General features: G+C 51.0%; 21 protein-coding genes and 1 pseudogene. 13 read left to right on the top strand and 9 right to left on the bottom strand.

Annotation, left to right across the window (positions count from 1 at the left end):
• Nucleotides 1–56: 56 nt before the first annotated feature.
• A complete protein-coding gene (locus LIW51_RS37240; protein WP_227380656.1) occupies nucleotides 57–1,553 on the bottom strand; it encodes a PQQ-like beta-propeller repeat protein in 1,497 nt (498 codons plus the stop codon).
• A 434-nt stretch (nucleotides 1,554–1,987) separates the two neighbouring features.
• Between LIW51_RS37240 and LIW51_RS37235 the strand changes: the two genes are divergently transcribed.
• Nucleotides 1,988–3,115 carry a mechanosensitive ion channel family protein gene (locus tag LIW51_RS37235; protein WP_227380655.1) on the top strand — a complete coding sequence of 376 codons (1,128 nt, stop codon included), beginning with the start codon at nucleotides 1,988–1,990 and terminating at the stop codon, nucleotides 3,113–3,115.
• A 135-nt stretch (nucleotides 3,116–3,250) separates the two neighbouring features.
• On the opposite strand, the gene LIW51_RS37230 is transcribed toward LIW51_RS37235, so the two are convergent.
• Nucleotides 3,251–3,481: a hypothetical protein gene (locus LIW51_RS37230; protein WP_227380654.1), complete on the bottom strand. Its 231-nt coding sequence runs from the start codon at nucleotides 3,479–3,481 to the stop codon at nucleotides 3,251–3,253.
• Between the two features lie 300 nt (nucleotides 3,482–3,781).
• On the opposite strand from LIW51_RS37230, the gene LIW51_RS37225 reads away from it, so the two are divergent.
• Nucleotides 3,782–4,225, top strand: coding sequence for a hypothetical protein (locus tag LIW51_RS37225; protein ID WP_227380653.1), 444 nt, complete (start codon nucleotides 3,782–3,784; stop codon nucleotides 4,223–4,225).
• A gap of 883 nt (nucleotides 4,226–5,108) precedes the next feature.
• Here LIW51_RS37225 and LIW51_RS37220 read toward each other — a convergent pair.
• Nucleotides 5,109–5,792: a helix-turn-helix domain-containing protein gene (locus LIW51_RS37220; protein WP_227380652.1), complete on the bottom strand. Its 684-nt coding sequence runs from the start codon at nucleotides 5,790–5,792 to the stop codon at nucleotides 5,109–5,111.
• 1,733 nt (nucleotides 5,793–7,525) lie between these two features.
• Here LIW51_RS37220 and LIW51_RS37215 point away from each other — a divergent pair.
• Nucleotides 7,526–7,675, top strand: a complete 150-nt coding sequence (locus LIW51_RS37215; protein WP_227380651.1) for a hypothetical protein — start codon at nucleotides 7,526–7,528, stop codon at nucleotides 7,673–7,675.
• Here the strand turns inward: LIW51_RS37215 and LIW51_RS37210 are convergent.
• Entirely contained in the window at nucleotides 7,658–7,912 is a 255-nt protein-coding gene (locus LIW51_RS37210) for a hypothetical protein (protein ID WP_227380650.1), read from the bottom strand. The genes LIW51_RS37215 and LIW51_RS37210 overlap by 18 nt on opposite strands.
• Before the next feature lie 761 nt (nucleotides 7,913–8,673).
• Between LIW51_RS37210 and LIW51_RS37205 the strand changes: the two genes are divergently transcribed.
• On the top strand, nucleotides 8,674–9,624 hold the full coding sequence (locus LIW51_RS37205) for a CapA family protein (RefSeq protein WP_255767741.1): 951 nt from the start codon (nucleotides 8,674–8,676) through the stop codon (nucleotides 9,622–9,624).
• A gap of 433 nt (nucleotides 9,625–10,057) precedes the next feature.
• Here LIW51_RS37205 and LIW51_RS40335 read toward each other — a convergent pair whose 3' ends face one another.
• Nucleotides 10,058–10,195, bottom strand: a complete 138-nt coding sequence (locus LIW51_RS40335; RefSeq protein WP_438267509.1) for a hypothetical protein — start codon at nucleotides 10,193–10,195, stop codon at nucleotides 10,058–10,060.
• 222 nt (nucleotides 10,196–10,417) lie between these two features.
• On the bottom strand, nucleotides 10,418–10,723 hold the full coding sequence (locus LIW51_RS37195) for an antibiotic biosynthesis monooxygenase family protein (RefSeq protein ID WP_227380649.1): 306 nt from the start codon (nucleotides 10,721–10,723) through the stop codon (nucleotides 10,418–10,420).
• A 629-nt stretch (nucleotides 10,724–11,352) separates the two neighbouring features.
• Between LIW51_RS37195 and LIW51_RS37190 the strand changes: the two genes are divergently transcribed.
• The 5 genes and pseudogenes from LIW51_RS37190 (at nucleotide 11,353) to LIW51_RS37170 (ending at nucleotide 14,846) form a co-directional block, all read left to right on the top strand.
• Nucleotides 11,353–11,730 carry a hypothetical protein gene (locus LIW51_RS37190; protein WP_227380648.1) on the top strand — a complete coding sequence of 126 codons (378 nt, stop codon included), beginning with the start codon at nucleotides 11,353–11,355 and terminating at the stop codon, nucleotides 11,728–11,730.
• 81 nt (nucleotides 11,731–11,811) lie between these two features.
• Nucleotides 11,812–12,030: pseudogene (locus LIW51_RS37185) on the top strand (TCP-1/cpn60 chaperonin family protein); the annotation flags it as partial.
• Between the two features lie 173 nt (nucleotides 12,031–12,203).
• The gene (locus LIW51_RS39790; protein ID WP_227380647.1) at nucleotides 12,204–12,734 is read left to right on the top strand and encodes a metal-dependent hydrolase; all 531 of its coding nucleotides are present in this window, start codon (nucleotides 12,204–12,206) and stop codon (nucleotides 12,732–12,734) included.
• A gap of 383 nt (nucleotides 12,735–13,117) precedes the next feature.
• Nucleotides 13,118–14,482: an aryl-sulfate sulfotransferase gene (locus LIW51_RS37175; RefSeq protein WP_227380646.1), complete on the top strand. Its 1,365-nt coding sequence runs from the start codon at nucleotides 13,118–13,120 to the stop codon at nucleotides 14,480–14,482.
• Between the two features lie 196 nt (nucleotides 14,483–14,678).
• Nucleotides 14,679–14,846, top strand: coding sequence for a DUF1931 domain-containing protein (locus LIW51_RS37170; protein WP_227380645.1), 168 nt, complete (start codon nucleotides 14,679–14,681; stop codon nucleotides 14,844–14,846).
• Between the two features lie 179 nt (nucleotides 14,847–15,025).
• On the opposite strand, the gene LIW51_RS37165 is transcribed toward LIW51_RS37170, so the two are convergent.
• Nucleotides 15,026–15,223, bottom strand: coding sequence for a hypothetical protein (locus LIW51_RS37165; protein ID WP_227380644.1), 198 nt, complete (start codon nucleotides 15,221–15,223; stop codon nucleotides 15,026–15,028).
• A gap of 402 nt (nucleotides 15,224–15,625) precedes the next feature.
• Here LIW51_RS37165 and LIW51_RS37160 point away from each other — a divergent pair, with 402 nt between their 5' ends.
• Nucleotides 15,626–15,907: a methyltransferase family protein gene (locus tag LIW51_RS37160; protein WP_368411919.1), complete on the top strand. Its 282-nt coding sequence runs from the start codon at nucleotides 15,626–15,628 to the stop codon at nucleotides 15,905–15,907.
• A gap of 180 nt (nucleotides 15,908–16,087) precedes the next feature.
• Here the strand turns inward: LIW51_RS37160 and LIW51_RS37155 are convergent, their stop codons facing one another.
• Nucleotides 16,088–16,555, bottom strand: a complete 468-nt coding sequence (locus LIW51_RS37155; RefSeq protein WP_227380642.1) for a hypothetical protein — start codon at nucleotides 16,553–16,555, stop codon at nucleotides 16,088–16,090.
• A 572-nt stretch (nucleotides 16,556–17,127) separates the two neighbouring features.
• Between LIW51_RS37155 and LIW51_RS37150 the strand changes: the two genes are divergently transcribed.
• Entirely contained in the window at nucleotides 17,128–18,396 is a 1,269-nt protein-coding gene (locus tag LIW51_RS37150; RefSeq protein WP_227380641.1) for a DUF7504 family protein, read from the top strand.
• A 119-nt stretch (nucleotides 18,397–18,515) separates the two neighbouring features.
• On the opposite strand, the gene LIW51_RS37145 is transcribed toward LIW51_RS37150, so the two are convergent.
• Nucleotides 18,516–18,788 carry a PadR family transcriptional regulator gene (locus tag LIW51_RS37145; RefSeq protein WP_227380640.1) on the bottom strand — a complete coding sequence of 91 codons (273 nt, stop codon included), beginning with the start codon at nucleotides 18,786–18,788 and terminating at the stop codon, nucleotides 18,516–18,518.
• Between the two features lie 470 nt (nucleotides 18,789–19,258).
• Between LIW51_RS37145 and LIW51_RS37140 the strand changes: the two genes are divergently transcribed.
• Both LIW51_RS37140 and LIW51_RS37135 read left to right on the top strand, forming a co-directional pair.
• Nucleotides 19,259–19,594 (top strand): DUF7344 domain-containing protein, encoded by a 336-nt coding sequence (locus tag LIW51_RS37140; RefSeq protein ID WP_227380639.1) that lies wholly within the window; start codon nucleotides 19,259–19,261, stop codon nucleotides 19,592–19,594.
• Between the two features lie 267 nt (nucleotides 19,595–19,861).
• Nucleotides 19,862–20,446, top strand: coding sequence for a tyrosine-type recombinase/integrase (locus LIW51_RS37135; RefSeq protein ID WP_227380638.1), 585 nt, complete (start codon nucleotides 19,862–19,864; stop codon nucleotides 20,444–20,446).
• Nucleotides 20,447–20,535: the final 89 nt, after the last annotated feature.

Raw genomic sequence — 20,535 nt, 5'->3', positions numbered from 1 at the left:
CTATTCTAAAAAGAAGAAATCACTGGTTCAACTGGACTGGATTCAAAATTCAGCCATCAGCAATCAGTGGTAGTGTTGTTCTCACTATTTGTGATATGATCTTGGTTAATAGGGGAGTCAGTAATACTGCCATTTTCTTCCTTCGACTGGCTTTCCGTATCATCCTGAGCCGACCCATGGTTGGCTGCGTCTGTCTCGTCTGCTGATTTACTATCTTCGACTTGAACGTGATCATCACTATCACTGCACCCAAGAACGTAGAGATCGCCATACTCGGTGTACTGATAATCCAGCGTCGACCCCTTTGGATAGGTTGCGGTGTACACCCGTCCGTTCGCGATGATAGGCGCATTCGCAGCAGGGCCGTACTCATCCAGCTCCCACCGCCCAAAAATGTAGTCCCACTCACGCTCACCAGCTGCCGCATCGAGTGCGACGATGACCGCATCGCCGAGTTCTGGATCGGAGTCTGTCCGGCCGCCAGCATAGAGGATACCATCAGCCACCGTGAGATCGCTCGTGAGTTCTGTGTCTGCGTCGTAGCTCCATGCCCCCTCGCCGGTCTTCGCGTCGAGTGCTCGAATTGCGTGAGTCCCATTCATCGTCGTCCGGAAGAACACATGCCCAGCCCCGACAGTGAGTCGACCAGCCCAGAACCCGGACGTGCCGGTCGGGAAAGACCACTGCACAGATCCATCATCCGGTGATCGCGCCTGAACAACATTCTGATTGGAATCTCCTTCTTGGATAACACCATATACTAATCCATTATCGACGGCTTGGATGACGTGCTGTCCCATCATCCCGTCAGCAGCTACACTCCATAGGACTGTGCCATCGGCAGCGTTCAGTGCAGTTCCATCAGTGGTAAAGACGGTGCCATCAGCGTAGCACACATCACCCTGAACATCGGCGGTCTGCCAGACAGTGTCGCCAGTGCTCGCATCGAGCGCCTGAACACTAGTACCAGGATCCTCGGGGCTGTGTTCTTTGACCGTATAGACGCGGTCGTCGACGAGGATCGGATCAGCCCACGCGACGTGATCATCTCGTTGCCACGTTGTCTCGCCAGTCTGTCTATCGAGTGCGATGAGACCACCGTCCTCCGAATCGGACTCTGGACTCACGTTCGTTGCAACGTAGAGCGTCCCAACAGCTACTGTCGGCGTGTTCACTCCAGGAACGTCATCTCGTATCCACTGTTGATCTCCCGTCTCTGAGTCGTACGCGGCGACGTACCCGCGGCTCTGGCTAGGGCTATTATCTGTTGTCACGGCAAGATATAGTGTACCGTCAGCCACAACCGGTTCAGTAGTCATCATCCCTCCCTTGAGATCCATCGTCCACGTGGTGGTAACCGGTGATGCCGGCCCGCTGTCAGTCGTTGCCCCAGTTCGGCCAACAGTGCTACGATAGGTTGGCCACTCCGCGGGCGACTCCCCGTTGTTAGGGTCATCCGTTTCTTTGGAGAGTACAAGACCACTGCCCGCGCAGAAGGTGAGCGCTGTGAGAGCAATTGTTTGAGAGAACGTCCGCCGAGTGTTCGTAAGCATGGCGCACGTATCAGAGTATCAAGTTAAATAATAAGGCTTTTGCATTGAAGAGATACTAGAAATAGATGCTATTTACTGATTGATAATGTAGAAGGCACTGAAATTCAGTGCCAATCGTTGTTCTATCCGGCTGTATGAATAGCTGCGTGGGATGTGAAGCACCCCACGGTTCAATCACTGTATAGTACTTTCTCCATATTTGATCGAGAGGTGTATCTCGTGAAAGAGGTATTCTTCAGTATCTCGAAGTTTGTTGAGTGAGTATGGAACTGGGATAGGAACGAAACGATGCTGAAACATACTATCGATATGCTCTTGTGATGACCGTGCTTTCAGAACTGATGCATGGCACGCACAGTCGAACGGCTACGCCTACCAAGAGATGCCTACCAGACGAGGAACGCCTCTTGCGGACCGGGCCACCGGGAGAAAGTATGATTCTCGTTTCCCTCCCTAACTGGCTTCTGAATCAATTTCCAGGACCAGAAGGTCGATTTCTCCTCTCGCTTATTCTTATTGTCGCCCTAATCCTAGGTGAGTGGGTGCTCTGGCGACTCTCACGGATTGCAAAGCGAACGTATCCGTATCGGCTCGTCAATCTTGGAGTGCTGGTTGCCAGTCTCGTTCTTGTGGTAGTCAGTGGCAGCCTTTTGGTTGTCATTTGGGAGCAAACCCAGCAAGCAGTAACGAGCGTCAAATCAGTCCAGGCAATCAGGCTCCTTGTCATCCGATTAGCGCTCACACTCGGGATCTGCGCAGCAGCATACGTGAGCGCTGGAATGGCCAATCGAATCATCGATCGGCTCTTGCAACGAACTGAGGAAATTACTCGCCACCAGGGCGAGGTAATCACACGGCTCTCGGATATTGCCGTCTATGGAATTGGAGTACTAGCAGTGCTCGGTGTTTGGAAAGTCAATCTCCAGGGCTTATTTATCGGGGCAGGACTCCTCGGCGCTGCCATTGGTTTCGCAGCGAATGAAACCCTTGGATCACTTCTTGCAGGTTTTCAACTCATGTTCTCCCGCCCATTCGAAATTGGAGATTGGGTGCAAATCGACGAGCACGAAGGAATTGTGACGGATATCACTATTTTCACCACTCGAATCGAGACGTTTGCAGGTAAATACGTCATGCTCCCTAACGATGTTGTGAGCAGTAATACGATCATCAACATTGGCCGGAAGGGTCGACTCCGCCTCGATGTTGAGGTGGGCGTTGACTATACAACCGATCCTGATCATGCCATTGCTGTTGCTAAGGAAGCGATGAAAGACGTCGATGAAATATTAACTGTTCCTACTCCGGATGTCGTGCTGAAGCAATTTGGGGAGTCTGCAGTGGTTCTTGAACTTCGATTCTGGATTGAGAAGCCGAGTAGTCGACGGAAATGGCGAGCGATTACAGCTGTTGTCCGGGCCGTCAAACATGCCTATGACCGGGAGGGTATTAAGATCCCATTCCCGCAGCAGGAGGTATCGGCTCGGGACGAACATGGAGGCTTCCGGGTGGTCGACGGTGAGTCGATGTCTCCGATTCATGACCAAGAGTACCCGAGATAAGAAGGTATTTTGAGTAAATCGCGTATTTTGCGTTTTATTTCCGGCAGGTGTTGTCTGGTGGTGTTCTTGGAGAGAATCGTCGGCTGACACTTCCTCTATAGAAACTGAATCACCTCGCTTCGAAAAAATACCCTGCTATTTCTGTGAGTCGACCGTCTCTCCATTGTATCCTGCATCTGTAAGCATCGCTTCGACTATCTCTCGATATTGATTGTCGATCTCACTTTGCAAGTGAAGCAATTCATCATCATTTTTGCGAAAGTGGTATGAGAGTACTGTTGGATCGCCACGTGCGTCAACACCCCGGAGTTCAACAATGACCTCATGGGTATACTGATAAATATCGGTGTCAGTGATCGTTTCCATGCGCCTTTCACTGCCCCTGAATATACTCGCACGGAAACGAAGTCCTTCCGGTTCTTTCTGTAGTCGCCACCCGGTCGCTCTGAGCGGAGATCGGGAAATGAAACAACGGAATAGAGTACGACGCCGTATTCCTGACACCCTTACGTTATATTTCGTGATTTTATAATATTGTATTTTATTATGGTGAATATGAGACGAAGCGTATACTATGCGATTCTCTGCTGTCTTCTCCTGAGTCTCAGTCTTACTCCTCTCGTCCAGGCGGTCTTCGTCGATACAACTGGATCAGGGCAAAACACAGTGGCCGCCGGAACGCTTGATGCGTCACTCAGTGAAGTCGGCCCAGCCACACAAGGAAGTACAACGGACGAAACCAATCAAGATACAGTCTCGGCAATATGGCGAGATTTATCTCATTCACTGCTGATCGCACCACCGATTCGAAATACGCTGCAACTCCGCACTACGCGGTCATCACTCCCGGCTGACCGTGTTGGCCTTGTTATATCCCATACAGAAAGCGATGGTCTGTTAGGATTACCTGGGAATAGCCAAGCAACAGCGCGATCAATTCGTATTACTGAATGCACGTATGGTGGGGTATCACTCTTAGGAACCGTGATTTGGGATGAAAATGGCAATGGCAACTATGATGTTGATGATCTCACCCAAGGCCAAACCCAACAAAACTTGCTCACATTATCCAGAATTACCGCCGGGGGCACGACAAGCTTGACGGCTTGACGCTTACATTTCGTGGGCAACCGGTTGAACTCCTCCGTGCAGATGACGGCATCTCAATTTCCATTGCAATCCGTGTTAGTGGACGTTCATTTACAGATACCGATCGCTCCACCAATAATATCATCCGCTATGTCCTATAGGACAAACTCACTGGTGATCTATCCTGCTCGAACCTTACACGGAGGATGACGGGTGACGTCAAGTAAGGACAACACCGATAATGGCACCGAACTTGCACAGGACGGCAACACCGATATGACGTTTGTGACGCAGGCTCACTACGACCGGGAGAGTCACCGCGATCTTACCACCGAAATCATCTTCACGATTGCGGCTGCTGAGGATGTCGATCCAGTGAATTTCAAAGTCCCACCATTATATAAGTGTGGATATTGCCGCGATCGAAGACGGCTTCTTCGGGCCCAAGGTTAACGGTCACACACGCAATAGCGAAGGCAGTGTTGCCTTCTGGTATAATCAGTATCACGTGGATGTTGCTAGTGACGGCTGGGTTACCATTTCCAAACCTACTGCGGGTGGGGAACGACCAGACTCCGAATACTCCATTCTGAACGTCATCTACCAGGTTGACAATAGGCCGCGTACTAGCGTAGCTGTACATATAAACTGCTTGTAAGCGAAACCCAAGTAATAAATTTATTTCTCGTAGGTATGGGATCTATGATGGAGGAGAAGATCCTCTGCTGCGTCGACTGTCGGTGGATGGTCAGCACCGAAGATACTCCACCTGACGAGGTAAATCGGCGCGCCATTCAGCATTTTCAGGAAACAGGCCATCAGATCAAGAGTCCTCGCTGGTAGCTACCTCTATCGCGGTCACTTTTTGCTGTGTACCATCTCGCCAGAGAGGGAAACAGCTCGCTCACTTATTGTTGTTCCATTCATCAGCACCACGACCGATGATCAATGCATTTTTGACCAGATTCTCGTGACCACGCCGTAAGCGTTCAGAAAGGGCTTGGTGAGAGACGCCAAGTTCATCGGCAAGCTCTTCGGCCATTGTCTTACGAGGAATACTGTAATACCCAGCATTGTATGCTCGTGTGAGCGCCTCTTGCTGTTCCTCTGTAATTCCATACCGACCCTGGCGGCCCTCGTCAAGCTGGTAGATGTTCAAAATTTCGAACGTGAGTCCGTTCTCGTGGCAGTAGTCGTAGGTTCGAGAGAGCGTGTCTCGATCCGGAAAGAGGATACGAAGGTTCCAACTGTCTTGATTGCCACTTGCGGCGAGAATCGTTGCCTCTTCCGTAACGAGAATCTGTACGAGCGTTTCGATCTCAGAGATCCACTCCATTCGATACAACCACTCGTCGTCCACATCAGCAAGTAATGTGAGCTGATCGAGGCTTGGGTCTTCGGTAAGGATGGCTTCGAATTCATCGCGATCAATCTCTTCTCCACTCACCCAAACAAACGGCATGACACGATCTTCTTCATGAGCAACGACGCGTTCAATTTCGAATTCGATTCCCTCGGTCCGAGATAAAGTGTGATGGAGCGCGAATTCGTCAGATTGGAGTTCGACTTCGACGACTGTGGCGGGCATACACCACACGTAGGCTGCAGTAATGATATATCCGTTGACCAGGTTTCAATCTCGTATCTTAACTCATGGTTGGTTACATATCGTATGAGAGAACACGGATAGCGATGGCATAGAAGGCTAGAATTTCAACCGATTCATGATACTGTTTGGAGCGTGGAGAGGGACGTTAGTAGGTGTTAGTCACTGTGAGCTCCACGTTTGTCGGGTGGAAGACAGCGTGCTTTAACGATGAACTCACTATGATCCACCCGACACGAAGAAGTATGCTAGTCATTCACTTAGTGGTTGGGTTCACGTTAATCACTGCGAGGTGACTGCGAAAACGAACACATTGAGCATCGTAGGATTCCGGTGGACGCGTGGAATGAGAACTTTCGTGGAGAGGTTGTGACACATGGTGGGAGGCCAGCCCGCCGCCAGCGCTCTCGGCACCGCCACGCGTCCACCGAACCCCGGAAACCCGTGTTGCGCCCAGTGGCTCGGGGCAGTTCTCTCATTGCATAACCTATCCTTAGTTATTACATGTGTACGCAGATACAGGTATTAGTTGTCTCTCGGCCAGTATTATATAGTGTTACTCATAATCGAGTCCTATCTACGACTGAGGAAATTATACTCCATTGGAAGCGTTTCCTGTTGGCGGTCGATTCATAATCAGCCCAATTCGGATATTGGAGGCGAAAATACAGGCTACGATTACTGCACTAAGAGACAAAGTCACCGGTAGTATTGAAGGTACGCTAGTACCAGGCATCCTTCCGCTGTCACTCATTCCCGTCGCCATACTGGCCATGAGGGTAGTACTCACGAGCGAGCGCACCAGATCGAGCGTGTCGATTTCACCGGGAGGGCAGGCGGTAGATCGCTCTGCAGCCCTTCTTGTATCTTCATCAGGAGAAAACCATGAAGAAAGCACTTCTAGACTACTGGCACTCGATGGGACAGGCTCTATCCTAAATCATGGGTAGGTGTGCCACACCAATAGAGCTGCTGCCCGCCGCCTGCTTGTAAATACAACCTGTATTCCTCATTTATATCTGCAATGTAGGAACGAGAATAGGTAGAAAGATATCATAGATACCACAATCAACGCAAAATCTCTCTCACTCTTCTCGTTTCGATCGACATCATCTACAAGACATGCATTCAGTCACTGTGGGACGCATATAGAATGCTATCACCGTGACATAGATATTTATATGGCGGTTATAATACGCAGTAATATGGAAAATGAGGGAGCTGACTCACTGTTCGCAGAGTGCATTGAATGTCGGAAGCAGCTGCTCTCCGTCTATTTGGACAATGGGGTGTGTTACAGATGTCGTGAGGAAGAGTAGTTCCAGACTCACCTAGTCAACAGACGTGCCTCTACAACGAACATGGCACTGTATGGAATGTGAATGGGAGAGATAGGTGTGTGGGTATCGTGTGATCCACGTTCGTCGGGTAGGGTCGTTAATCCAACAACGTCCACGGGTACCCGACATTAAATAGCACGGTATACTGTGACAAGGTCATTTGGAAAGCGGCAAGAGAACTGAGAAACGTCTCCCGACAGACGAACACGAATACCGAATGTAGGAGTGGTTCTGGTGAGAACACGTCAGTGGTGTGAAAAACCTCCTTCCCACGTTGTCGGATGAAGATGATGGGTTCTGGCGCCACGGTCTCGATGTGGCTACTCCACCCAACAAAGTGTGTTAGACATTCACATTCTTAGGCACTCTGGCCACGTGACGTCAGTCGCTTTCCTTGCCGAACATCCACCAGCGGAGGCGTGTTCTCAGGGGTTGCTCACGGCAGCTGCGTTCTTCCTCGACAAACTCGACGAGTTCCTGTTTCTCTTGGCGATCGGCGATGAGAACTTATTTCTCGTTGCGTAATCGCTCAACATCAGTTTGTTCTTGCTCGAGTTCGCTCTGTAATCGTTCCAGTTCCGCTTCGTGCTCGCTCCGTACTTGCTCCAATTTCGCTTCGTATTCGGTGCGAATCTCGTCCACTGCGTGCCGATCACGAACCACTTCTTGGATGTATTCGGCGCGTGATTGCCTCGATTCGTCCGCCTCGTCGTCAAACGATTCGATTGTATCTGATTCGAACCGAAGTGTAACAGGTTCCATTACGTCCCGGATACATGCGTGCCCACTTCGGAATCCGTCAGACGCGCGTCAGCCGTGGGCATAAAGCCTATGGGAATGTTCTGTGTCAGTTGGCAGTGCTGGCCTCCAAAGGCCGGCTAGCTCGGGTGGGGTCATTCGGCCCCTTCCTTCGATGGGTAGCATATTGTACTAACGCGCAGGTGCACCGTCTGTACTCTCCCACTACCCTCTTGCGAGATTCAAAAAGCATCATACGAATTATTTTATATACTCGTGTGAGCCACTGTGTTGCCTTGCGGTTTTCACTCGACGCGTGGTGTGTAATATCACTTTCTCATTAGATCATAAGCGGAAGTAGATACATCCCGGTACCCTCAACCAGATCTATGCGGAGGTCGTGGTGTACGCTCGTGCTTCACGGCACAATGGCGTCTCACAGTTCGTCTCGTATATTGGACTACCCCCAAAGGGCGTCTAATAAGTAAGGCATTCACAGGTATTTGATTGCCATGGGGAGGGGGGTTGATGGCGGGATTTTTTCGACAGCTTTTCTTCGTGATGCACCGTCCCATTCCCACGGCAGTGAATCAATGAATAGCAATCGGCGAGCAGTCCTGACAGCCATGGGGACTGTGGCAGTTGGTGGCTGTATCGGAAACGCAACCGAGGCAACCACGTCCGTCAAGATAAATTCAACCAGTACTCGTATCACGACTGAGGACAGGAACACGACTAACAATCGTGAACACTACAAAACGACGATTGGATTCGCCGGTGATACGATGGTCGGACGAAGTCTCAACCACATTTACGGCGAAGAAGACGTCGATCCAACAACCATCTGGGGCGATTTCCACCCTCACCTTGAATCCATCGACGGTGTCTTCTGTAATCTTGAGTGCAGTCTCTCAAAGCGCGGTGACCGATTCCCCAACCGGAGGTACTACTTTCGGGGCGATCCGGACTGGGCAGCCCCTGCACTTAGCGCCGGGAATATCTGCTTCGCGTCGCTCGCAAACAATCATGCGATGGATTTTGGAGCAGTAGCCTTGATCGATACGATCGACGTGCTTGAAGCGGAAGGTATCGAAACCACAGGTGCTGGCAAAACAGCAGCCGTAGCACATGCACCGGCAAGGTTTTCTGTGGGTGATGTTGACGTCGCCGTTGTTTCATTTTCGGATGAATACAAAGAGTATGCTGCAACTGATAACCGGCCTGGGATAGCGTGGGCTCCCACCGATCGTGAGAACCCAGAAACTAGACGGGTCATTGGGAACGCGATCGAACGTGCGCAATCGAAGAATCCTGACCTGCTGGCCGCATCAGTTCATTGGGGGGAAAATTGGATCGAGTACCCTAGCGATCGGCTGGTCGCGTTTGGCCACTGGCTCGTCGATCAAGGTGTGGATCTCGTTCATGGCCACAGTGCACACGTCGTCCAGGCGATTGAACTGTATGGTGATGGCGTCATCCTCCACGATACTGGTAATCTTGTCGATGATTTCGGGGTCAAAGACGATCTGGGTAACGACAAAAGTTATCTCTTTGAAGTCACGCTTCATGACGGAGATTTTGAGAAGATACGGCTTGTTCCCTTCCACATCGACAACGGCGTCTCTCGTGCTACCAGGAATGAGGCGGCCTGGCTCCGGAAGACGATACACAAACGCTCTGAACCGTTTGAAACGACGTACGAACGAGATGGTGTCGGTCTGGTGATCCAACCGTGAGGTTACAGCGATTACGAAACATACTGCTACGCTTCCTTTACGACGCTGAGCCAAGAAAAATAGCTAGTATTGTTGAAGTGAGTTGTGAGAAGAGAAAACTCTTCTCCGATCTTTTCGAGCCAGCGCCCACCCGATGAATGCTTGGGAATCACCCCTCACTACTCGTCCAGTTTGGCATCCTCAATGTCTATAGCGACCGAAAACAACAGTAATCGATATGATCGCACAGCGATGCAAGAATTGGTAGGCCTTCTCGGCATGGAAGCCGACCAGTAGCCATGTTTTGCCTAGGGATCTTGGTTGCATGAATTCAGTCGACTTAGTGACAAACTGGCAGCATTCGTCCCAAGCAGCCAGCGCCATAGTGCACTCTCAAGTCGAAAGTATTCGTGTAAGCTCCTCTCATTGAGATGTATAACTTGGTGTTTGTCTCTCAGAACGGCGAGGAACAGACTCCGCAGCGGCGTTTCTCGGCCAGCTGGCCGAGAAACACGACCTCTCGAAAGCGACATTCTTCGTCGACGGCATGGGTCACCTTACCGCCATTGCGCGATGCGATCTCGGCGGTCACCTCGACTACGTCGAGCGAAATACGATCGAAAAGTAGTTTCGAACGCTTGCGATACGCATTGACCGATTTCATCAAATATGGATGAGTGGGCGAGCCAGCGCTGCGCGTTGGCTCACCGCCTTCATCTATTATTATAACATGTAACGACCGCATCAAGCGCTCACCAACCGCATCCCCGCCGAGGAAGTGATGAATCGATGACTAGACCTGCCTAGTCGTCCGTTAGTTCTCGTTTTTGACCGTTTCTGCCCGTTCGTAGCTCTCTATGTGATTCGAACCGGCAAATATCTCAGAAGGTAAGTCGGAGTGTGCTTCTTGAAATGCTTCGCTCTCTCGCCACTGTTCAAACGCATCGCTCGACTCCCAATACGCATGAATAATGTAGTAATCGGCATCAATGGGCTCAAGTAGTTCCACTTTCTCGAATCCTGCCCGACGAGACAGTCGGTTTGTTCGCTCTTCGAACAGTTCGATAAATTCTTCTTCATGGCCCTCAGTCACCGGAATACGATTTGCTACAACAAACATACCATGAGGCTAGGTACCGTCCACAATAGTTTTGATGGGCAGGACGTGATAGATACGAACTGTGTACTCGTTATCCCAATTCTATCCGCTATCGGGGTTCTAAAGGGGAACTGAGGGATTCGAAAAGCTATGTCCGTTCCTAGAGATGCGCATCATGCAAACAGAGACTGTGTACAGGATCCACTGTGAAGACGGCAAAGCGCTGACCATCACTTTTAACTAGGTTTCACATGCGAGAGCTGTCATTTTTTCAGAACAGAATCATAGTTGAGTCGTCTTGCAGCTGCTGAATGGAATTAACAAACTCACTACGTTCGGGATGTCGCTAAAGCGTCGGCCGGTGGTTGATCAGGGGTAATATGAATTTTCATTTCTCGAGGTGATGTTGCTGCCAATGATTAGCTATCTCCTCACCGGTCGTAATCCACGTGTCACTGGTCGACAAAATGTATTCAATCAACTTTTCCAGCATCTCTATCCGTCCGGCACGTTCGATGAGTTATTGAGTGAATCGTTCAATATAGTCAGCCTCGGTTCCGCACCAAAATGGATGATCGCACTCAACATTCAAGGTGTTTGCCTGCGATATGCTAGCGAGGATGCCGGAGTTCGGAGTGGAACCACAACGGATGAACGTCTTCGAGCTGACTGATAAATACGTCTTCAAGCAGTATTTCGACCAACGGCCACTATTCAATGCGCTCCAAGAGTACTACAATCGCGATGCCTATCGGTTTGAAGTCCTCCACGCCGACTTCGGCACAGTACGCGATCAGCTCGAAGAGTACTATTATGAGCCCGTGATTATCGCTGGTGATGACCGTGCTGAATTTTGCGTCGTAAAAGAGCAGTATACACCATACAAGGAGATCCTTCGGAACGCCGTCATGCACTGGACTCGTGACGACCACAATTTCTTTTTGATGAAAGATCACCTCTCAGTCGACCAAGCCGTAGAGCACGGTGCGACCCGACTTACTGAGACCGACTTCGTTCTTGGTCTCTAAATCAAGAGAATCGGCATCCGTGAACCGGGGGGTACATTCGCTCCGCTAGCGTGGCAAATACCTCAGATGTAATTTACACAGAATACTGGTGTTGATCCGATCGATGCGCTGGTTGATTTACGGGCAGCAAATGAAGATGGACAGGTCGGACTTGTTACCTCTACCGGTGAGGCGCACATCGATGATCCAGTTGAGCACGGTATCCTTGATCCGTCGATCACTAAGTGGGAGGTGATCCACAGCGCGACCGAGGTGGCGACGATGACCGTCCGTATCAACGAGGTTATCAGCGCTGAATAGAGTACATTGGATAGTTGACATCGAACAGATTCAAGTGGTATTGTTATTTTAATGACCGAATAATATATGCTGGAATTGTACATACACTTGCTCAAATCCAATGTCTTTCACCAACCACAATTACGTACTGAAACATCGAGTTTCGTTCCAGACGGGCAGTTTAGCACAAGCCAATGTATCGTAAGGGTCATCTTGGGGCGGCATTGCTGTTTGCCGCTCCATTGATGTGGCTGGTCGGAGCAACTACTGACAATTTTTTCGGAGCCATCCTTTTGTCGCTCGGTGCCGTCTGTGCGACTTCCGTCCCAGATCTCGACCGATACGTTCCGTGGATTCGTCATCGGGGAGTGACTCATACGGTGCTCTTTGCACTCATCGTCAGCAGTGGTGGAGCAATCGCACTGACAGTTACGCTTTGGCAGCTCGGTGGCAGCTTTATCTCAGTTCTGATTACACCGCAACAGCTGTTTGTTTGTCTTGGTTTCGGCATTCTCGCCGGTTTGGTGAGTCACTTATGTATAGACGCACTGGCGGTTAGACACACGTCGCGCGTAATTCGACCGCTCTGGCCAGTCAGCTCGCGTCCCATCCGATTGAGGTTGACCCAAGCAGACTCGCAGGTGTCGAATGCAGGACTACTAATCGGTGGTATGGTAGCGCAGCTTGCGCATTTCCTGTGGCTTGTACCAACCGGGATCACGTAAATAGAGTCAAAAATTTATCCAGTGAGCGACTCTAAGATCTGCTTAGAGAGACGTTGAACTCGGTATCTCGTGTGTGTTGGGATGACGAACGCACATCGATCGCTAACTGGCTACCTTCATTTACTATACATCATTAAACTAATGGAATATTACGTATAGCTCATTCCACTCTCGTTGGTACCTTAGCTCTGTTTCTCCTCGAGTGAGTGTCGAGAGAGGGTGGGAGTGGTATCGAACGTGTAAGTCCGTGCTCACGGTGTCTCTGCTCTTGTGTATACTGTTCCTAGGAGTAGAGATACGCATATGACTCGTCGAGTTCAATGTTTACCGGGGCGGAGACGTCAAATAGTAATGAATACCTTCAAATAATACACAGAGAAATAGTGGAAAATGCCCCGAGACAGTCATTCAATGAAGTTAAATGGAATATTACAGCGTGTCAGCCTACTGCGGCCGGTGATTCACTTGAAACGACATTTGTCGATATGAGCCTCCCACGCACGTCCCGTCAACGGGGACTAGTTCTGGTTGCTTTGGGACTGGTACTCATTCCTCTCTCGTTCGGTGCAAGCTGGGCACTGGCTCCAGATACGACAGTTGTTTCCTCAGAAGCAACAGCTCATACCGGCATGACTCTCGTCGGTGTGCAAGGACCAGGTTGGGGTGGGAACGTGACTGCACTCGACGAACGGGGAACTATTATGTGGGGTGTCAAGCAGTCGCCCCGGGGAGAGGAAACCATTAGCTATCAGGACGTCACAATGCTCAAGAATGGGTCGGTACTTGCGACGTTCGCTGACGGCAATTACCAGCAATGCGGTGCACACGATCCCCCGTGTAAGCGAACAGGCTATCGGATTATTAAATCCAGGCCAAAACCACATATCGTTGCCGAGTGGAGCTATCCCGTTCGAACCCGCAAAGATAGCGAAGTTCACGATGCGGAGCCGCTCCCCTCTGGCGATATCCTTATCGCAGACATGGAATACGAGAGTATTTTCATCATCGACCAAACGACAGGTGAGCGGATATGGACCTGGAATGCAAGTCAATACTATGATTCGCCGTCTGATCCGACCAAAATCGATTGGTTGCATATTAACGATGTTGATCGGATTGGAGCAGGACGCTATCTCATTTCCGTTCGCAATACCAATCAATTGCTTATTATCCAACGTGGCCGCAGCGTCGTTGAAGTAATAAACAAAAACCGCGATCCGACCGTGCTCAACAAGCAGCATAACCCTCACTGGCTTGGGCCAGGTGCGGTACTCGTTGCTGATTCCGAGAATGATCGGATTGTCGAATTGCATAAAAATACGTCGACTGGAGAGTGGGAAGTCGCGTGGGCGCTGTCAGAGGTGGGTGGCATTTACCTGGAGTGGCCGCGAGATGCTGACAGACTCCAAAATGGTCATACACTCATTACCGACAGTGAAAACAATCGCATCGTGGAAGTTACACGCAACGGAAGTCTTGTCGCAAGTTACCCTGTGCAGGCACTCCCCTATGAGGCAGATCGTCTCCCCGATGCCGAATCAGCAAAGATACCTTATAAAATTTCAAAACATCCAGCTCCAGACAAAACCATGCAACGACATCATCTGCCAGTCTTATCGACGCTCCTCTCTGCTGCGCGGCATGTTGTCGTGCTGCCCTATTGGGTCTCTGAAGTCCACGTATTTGCTGTCCTGACCGCGTTCGGTTTGATTGGTTGGGGAGGGGTTATCGTTGTTCGAACGCGGTGATGAATCAGGGCATATGGACGTCAGACCTGCACGTAGCGGTGGCCGCCACGGATGCATACACTGGCTAAACGATGGTGCAACTGGCATCTACTCCACGCTCGATAAGCGTGGCCGCGGAAAGTGCTATCGTCGACCACCGTGAAACGGCTATTTTTACCACTGGTTTTTTGTAGTATTATACCGTTTGGACGCCTGTATGACCGATTTAATTGTCAAAGCCGCAGTGAAGAAACAACTCGACGACAAGCACGTTGCAGGTGACTTCTACGAGGCCCTCGACGACGAAGTCGCAACCGTGCTCGAAAACGTCACCCGTCGGGCCGAAGAAAACGACCGCAAAACCGTCCAACCCCGCGATTTGTAGTAACTCACAACCCGCTGTTTTGAAACGTCGGTCACCCACGACAAACGTTTGAGAGTGAAGTGCAGCACGGAGCGCTGGCCACGTGCGTTTCTGCTCTTACAGCACCACAGTCATCATCGTAGCTAACAACGAGGGTGCTGGCATGTATCACACTACTCGTCGTGGCCACTTCATGGATGTTATTCTTCGAGTTCTTCAACGGCAAACACGATCTCGACGGGTGTGACGTGTTTCCCACTGAATTGGTGGAGGACGTCGTCCTCGACATCCGTAATGCGGCCATCAATACTGAATGAAATCATCTCATCAGTTGTCGAGACACCAATGTCTGTGAGTTCTAAGTGGGCACCGTCTTGCAGCCGAAGTGCGATTTCCATATTTGGTTGACGGAGAGTAGGAGTCGTAGCTGTTCCGATTCTGTCGCCAACAAGACGACAGTATTCAGCGGTATATCAACAACCATTCCTTGTGAAACAATTCCGCTGCGAAACCCAAGAATCGACCGTGTTGATGGAAAACAAGTTAACTGCAGTGTCGTACCACAGTGATCAAAAGGTACTACTCGATGGTGACGTTCGTTCCACATTCCGGACAGGTACGTCCGAGTTCAGGGCCGTCTAATTCCGATGTTCTCCCAGTCCAGCCACAGCCGGAACACTGTATCCAGTCAAATCTTGCCATGATATATTTGAATTAAGGAAATCAGGGATTACTAATCCTCTGGCTGGACTGATTTCCCCACACGACAAGAAATCGTTGTTTGGGTTGCCTCGCCGAGCATGATGTCATCGAGTACGATCAGCGGAGTAACAAGTGGCGCGTACGCCCACGTGCGAAACCCAATGTATCTCGGACTGCTCCTCTGTATCGGTGGCCAAGTGCTCCTGTACAAATCGATACTCGTTCTTTGGTATGGCATCGTCTTGTGGCTAGGTACTCATTTACGGGTTATTGACTACGAGGAACCACACTTAGCGGAGAAATACGGCGAAGTATACAAACAGTATTGTGAACGTGTCCCTCGGTGGATTCCTCGAGTACGTCGGATAGATGGTGTGTAACTCCTTTGTCGCGAGCAATACGTGAATTCCCTGTCCGTACCGTTCGTCGGATGGCCGCACTGGGGGTGTGAGAGCCGTTCTATAGGCATATCTACTGAATGGCTGTGCCACTCTGAATCATATCTGAAGACTAGGAGTCCAACAGAGCCGCCGTCACACTCTGTGAAGATTGAGGATGCGTTATGTGCGGTTCGTCTCCGTCTCACCTGCTGGGTATCGATTCCCATTGATGGTGTTGAAATAGCTATAGCCCGCTGCCATCCAAAAGATGACTGCCACCAGCAGTAATCCACGTCTGAGAGATACAGAAAACAGGACTTCGAGAACCATGCCGAGAAGCTCTATTCCGAGGGCGACGAGAGCGTAGAGAACCGTCTGGCGATAGTTCCATCCTGGGTCGTCGCGATGGTCAATTATCTTCCCGACTAACACCGCGAAGACCACACTCGTCATGGTTTCAGTATAGTTTGCCGTCATCCAGTGCGGGATCACGAGAAAGACGACGGCGAGAATACTCATCGTGACCGTGAGGAGTACTGTGACTACCCTGTAGTCATTGTCAAAGCCGATGCGATAGATCCCCGCCAGAAAGAAGACTATCCACAGAGCGGTTAAGACCGGCACAATCCACTCCCAGATGATTGGCATAGTCGGTGTTCACCCCTCTGTGGTATCGATACTGACAATGAAGAAAACTCTAAAAAGTCTGTCGACCATGGCATCATCGAGTACAACCAGCGTGGTGAAACTGTGTGCTCTCGGGATAGATCGCGACCCGAAGCCATTCTTGAGAGTTCCCCCCCACCGACGAACGGCTTGACGAATCCAACTGGAGTCTGGTTTGGAATGGCACATAATCATCGAGGCGAGGTCGGAGGCTTTCCTCAGTGCGTACAGAAGGTGAGATATACCAACGATTGTTGACTTCGTGGTGCCAGCCGACACATTCCTGTTCGGCTAGCTCTTCCAGCCGTTTCCAGATGTGGAAGTGAACTCGAACGCGGCATCCTCACGAACAAGGCGCTCGTTCCCTTCTTCTGGGTATGGAGAGACCACCATCGACGCACTGGCTAACGAACTCTATGAGATGTCGGGTGCAGAGATACCTTCCACATTGAACAACGCTCTCGCAGTTCGGCGAGGGCGACTGAGATAGGGTTAACGGGTTGCTAACTGCCAGAGCATTTTAGACCGTGCTCCGCTAACGATGCACAATCATAATGAATCAACATCGGATCTCTCGGTTTTATTTTGAGTCCGATCGAGAGGCCCACTCGCTGAGTACACAGTTGATCACAGCAATGGGGAGTGTTCTCGACACAACACCCGCTGATCTGCCGCCGCTATATGATGCCGTCGATCCCGACGCACTCGATACCCTGCTCACCCCCTCCCTGCAGTCCGAATCGGGGGTGTCACCAGAGTATCCGACAGAACTTGTGTTTTCGTGGTGTGAGCACGGCGTGCGCATCCGAGAGACAGGTGAGATCACGATCATCGACCAACCAGTCACGCCATCGCTCGACAGCGACTCACCACTACCCGATATGTTTGCCGGCACGTCGGGTGACGACACACCACCGGCGCATCATACATGCGCGCAAACGCGTGACCTCGCCACGGCAGTTGTGGTGGCGGTGGCTGACATCGTCGACAGCAACCCAACGACCTTGCGTGAGCGGCTCTCTGACCGCATTGATCCAGAGGCACTCACAGCACTCTTCACGCCGACACACGACGGGACGCTCCGTGCAGCGGGCGCTGTCTCGTTTGCGTTCGAAGGCTATGTTGTGACGGTCACAAGTACAGGAGTGATTACACTCGTCTCCGAACTTGAGCAGCTCAAAGAGGACGGTGGGAATATTCTCGTGATCGGCGATGTTCCCAATAGTGTCTTCGACATGACGCGGGCATTCCTGCGTGGCGACTCAGACCCAGAGTCGAAGCTCGATCGTCACGAGTTGATTGCACTCCTTGAGGGGTCGCCCACAGACACCCAGCACCAAAGGGCACCAGCACCCACGCCAGGCGACCAGGTGGAGATCCTCACGCATCGGAACCGTGCGACAGTGCGATCCATAGCCAGCAGTGAGAACACTCACGAGTACGGGGCACACATTTCATCGATCTCCGACGAGCTGGCCGATCTCCGCACGGCAGTGATTCAGACGCTTGCGAATACTGATCCGGACTATACTGACCACGGAAAGGGTGGATGTCGGCTCTATGTTGATTCACTGCGGCCGCTCATCACCGACACTGCCATCGACGAGCGTGACTTTCTCATACCACTCTTTCAGGCAGTGAGTGGGGCTGATGCCGTCGGGTACTATTTCCTCCAGACAGATCCTGACGCAGCGTGTGTTGATACACTCAAATCAGAGGTTGATGCGGTGATTGAGCTTCGCGTGAGTCTGCGTGGCCCTGAACAGCGCTGGCATCTCCAACAAACGGGCTATACAACTGAGTGGTTCGCACTTGAGCACTGAGAGACGGTATCTGAGTCAGTTGCGCTGTGCTTGGTTCTGGAAAAGAAGTTCAACTCGATGACGCGGCAGACTGGTGAAAGACAGGCGTAGTAGTGTCTTTGTCAGGCTGCACGAGTACTCTACTCGAGATACTGCTGCTCCCAGTTTCTCCGAGCTTCGATTTCTCGCTGGCCACGCTGGGTCAGCGTGTAGGCGTTTGTTCGGCGGTCTTTTGCGCTCTTCTCGATTAGACCCTTGTCGACGAGCGTATCCAGGTTTGGATACAGTCGCCCGTGATGGACTTCCGCTTCGTAGTAATCTTCGAGGTCATCTTTGATGGCGAGTCCATGTGGGTCGTCCAACCCGGACACGACGTACAGCAGGTCTCGTTGAAAGCCAGTCAGGTCATGCATTGGTATCCGATTAGAGATTATCACTAATTTATTAAATCCTTTGCGGTGTGTTACCATTCCAAGGTAGTGAGACCGTGTGAGCGAGTGGTCTTTGGTAGCGACAGGAATTTCGCGTTTGTAAACAAATATGAGATTATTCTTGCTCTAGATCTGTGATTTTATCAGGGGGAGTGATTGAGATGTTTCGGATTGGCGTCGTATTCTCTCGGATGTGGATACGTCCACTGAGGAATTCCTCGGCTACAAGTTCCATAATTTTTATCATAATCTCAAATTGCCTTCTCAGATGGAAAGGAGTGCGTGCCTGATCAAGATGTGTTATCTGATGGGTTGTCACATGGTGTCATTGTGCATTATTTGGTGATGTGATTGCGTACCAGTGTCATACTTTGATGAACGTTATATAAATTATCTGTGAATTATTTCCTAGAGACATCTTTAATGCCAGCCGCCGAGTACAGCGACCTGCTATGCGTCCACCCGTTAATCCAGACACTGACCAAGCAATCACTGATTGTTTTCGAATTCTCGCGCATCCCGAGCGTCGGACACTCCTCCGCCAGTTACAAACGTCCCCTGCCACGTCCGTCCCTGTCGCCAAGCTCGTCACGGAGCTCAGTCACCAGCACGACATCGACCAAGAAATAGGACGGATCTCGCTCGAACAGATCCATCTGCCCCGCTTAGCTGCTGCAGACGTCATTACGCACGACTCGGAAGCCCAGATCGTGCAGTACCAGCCAGACCCACTCGTTGAGGCACTCCTCGACTGTGTGTCCAGCACTGTCGAGCAAGCTGAGAGATAACCCTCGGAGACGCTAGAGTCGTCCACTACTGAGTGGGGAGGCTGTTTCCTGCGTTGCGACGATAGTGACTAGGGTTCGATCGAGTCCTATTGAGTGCGAGGTGATTTCCAGCATCGATCGGCCGATGTGATGGGGTGTTGGTGTCGGAGTTCCCCGCATTCTCCGACACGCAAACTTGTTCCTTTAAATACCCTTGAGTAAAAATCAGCGTCCAAACCCATTACTTTCATTATTTTGTGTCGTATTAGCTGAGATAAGCGACACCCTATGCAACTGAAAAATCACGCTGTCGATCAAGGCAAAAAGGTCTGGCTCACCAGCGACGAACTCACCCGCTTCCTCGCGACCGCCGACACCACTCCCCAGAAAATCGCATTCGGACTCGGTGGGCGGTGTGGCCTGCGCGCCGCCGAGATCGTCGCAGTCACTCCCCCGGATATCGTCGAAAGCCAAGCTGGGACGTTCGTTCGCGTCTGGGACGGCAAAGGATCGAAATATCGAGAAACGCCGATTCCACTCGGACTCGCCGCAACCATCGACGCCTACGCCGATACGCGACAGGAAGACGCGGATATTCCGCTCGTGGATCGATCAACGCGAACAATGCAACGCTGGGTCGAAACCGCAGCGAACACGCTGCGTGCCACAGACAACGACGAGGGGTGGAAGTATCTGACATCGCATGACCTCCGACGAACGTGGGGGACTCTGCTTGTTGAGGATGATGTGGAACCAGGAATGGTGATGGAATGGGGTGGCTGGGAGGATTGGAAGACGTTTCGCGAACACTATCTCGGTGCCTATTCGATGACAAAGCAGCAGGAAGAACGTGCAAAGGTGTCCTGGTTGTAGGTGTTCTTCTTTGTTCGGACGTTCGCAGGCTAGTAGCTCATACTAACTCACAAGGTTGACAATTGCTATCGAACACTGCTGTTGAACGG

Source organism: Haladaptatus halobius, from assembly GCF_020618475.1.
Classification (GTDB): Archaea; Halobacteriota; Halobacteria; order Halobacteriales; family Haladaptataceae; genus Haladaptatus; species Haladaptatus halobius.
The sequence above is the reverse complement of the archived record's forward strand: the minus strand, read 5'-3'. Positions and strand labels throughout refer to the sequence as shown.

Bases quoted from the DNA above. Each gene is read 5' to 3' on its own strand.
- LIW51_RS37190 (WP_227380648.1), top strand. From the start codon at position 11,353: ATGAACGTCTTCGAGCTGACTGATAAATACGTCTTCAAGCAGTATTTC.
- LIW51_RS37240 (WP_227380656.1), bottom strand. From the start codon at position 1,553: ATGCTTACGAACACTCGGCGGACGTTCTCTCAAACAATTGCTCTCACA.
- LIW51_RS37140 (WP_227380639.1), top strand. From the start codon at position 19,259: ATGCGTCCACCCGTTAATCCAGACACTGACCAAGCAATCACTGATTGT.
- LIW51_RS37220 (WP_227380652.1), bottom strand. From the start codon at position 5,792: ATGCCCGCCACAGTCGTCGAAGTCGAACTCCAATCTGACGAATTCGCG.
- LIW51_RS39790 (WP_227380647.1), top strand. From the start codon at position 12,204: ATGTATCGTAAGGGTCATCTTGGGGCGGCATTGCTGTTTGCCGCTCCA.
- LIW51_RS37150 (WP_227380641.1), top strand. From the start codon at position 17,128: ATGAATCAACATCGGATCTCTCGGTTTTATTTTGAGTCCGATCGAGAG.
- LIW51_RS37170 (WP_227380645.1), top strand. From the start codon at position 14,679: ATGACCGATTTAATTGTCAAAGCCGCAGTGAAGAAACAACTCGACGAC.
- LIW51_RS37135 (WP_227380638.1), top strand. From the start codon at position 19,862: ATGCAACTGAAAAATCACGCTGTCGATCAAGGCAAAAAGGTCTGGCTC.
- LIW51_RS37145 (WP_227380640.1), bottom strand. From the start codon at position 18,788: ATGCATGACCTGACTGGCTTTCAACGAGACCTGCTGTACGTCGTGTCC.
- LIW51_RS37165 (WP_227380644.1), bottom strand. From the start codon at position 15,223: ATGGAAATCGCACTTCGGCTGCAAGACGGTGCCCACTTAGAACTCACA.
- LIW51_RS37205 (WP_255767741.1), top strand. From the start codon at position 8,674: ATGGTCGGACGAAGTCTCAACCACATTTACGGCGAAGAAGACGTCGAT.
- LIW51_RS37195 (WP_227380649.1), bottom strand. From the start codon at position 10,723: ATGTTTGTTGTAGCAAATCGTATTCCGGTGACTGAGGGCCATGAAGAA.
- LIW51_RS37235 (WP_227380655.1), top strand. From the start codon at position 1,988: ATGATTCTCGTTTCCCTCCCTAACTGGCTTCTGAATCAATTTCCAGGA.
- LIW51_RS37230 (WP_227380654.1), bottom strand. From the start codon at position 3,481: ATGGAAACGATCACTGACACCGATATTTATCAGTATACCCATGAGGTC.
- LIW51_RS37210 (WP_227380650.1), bottom strand. From the start codon at position 7,912: ATGGAACCTGTTACACTTCGGTTCGAATCAGATACAATCGAATCGTTT.
- LIW51_RS37155 (WP_227380642.1), bottom strand. From the start codon at position 16,555: ATGCCAATCATCTGGGAGTGGATTGTGCCGGTCTTAACCGCTCTGTGG.
- LIW51_RS37160 (WP_368411919.1), top strand. From the start codon at position 15,626: ATGATGTCATCGAGTACGATCAGCGGAGTAACAAGTGGCGCGTACGCC.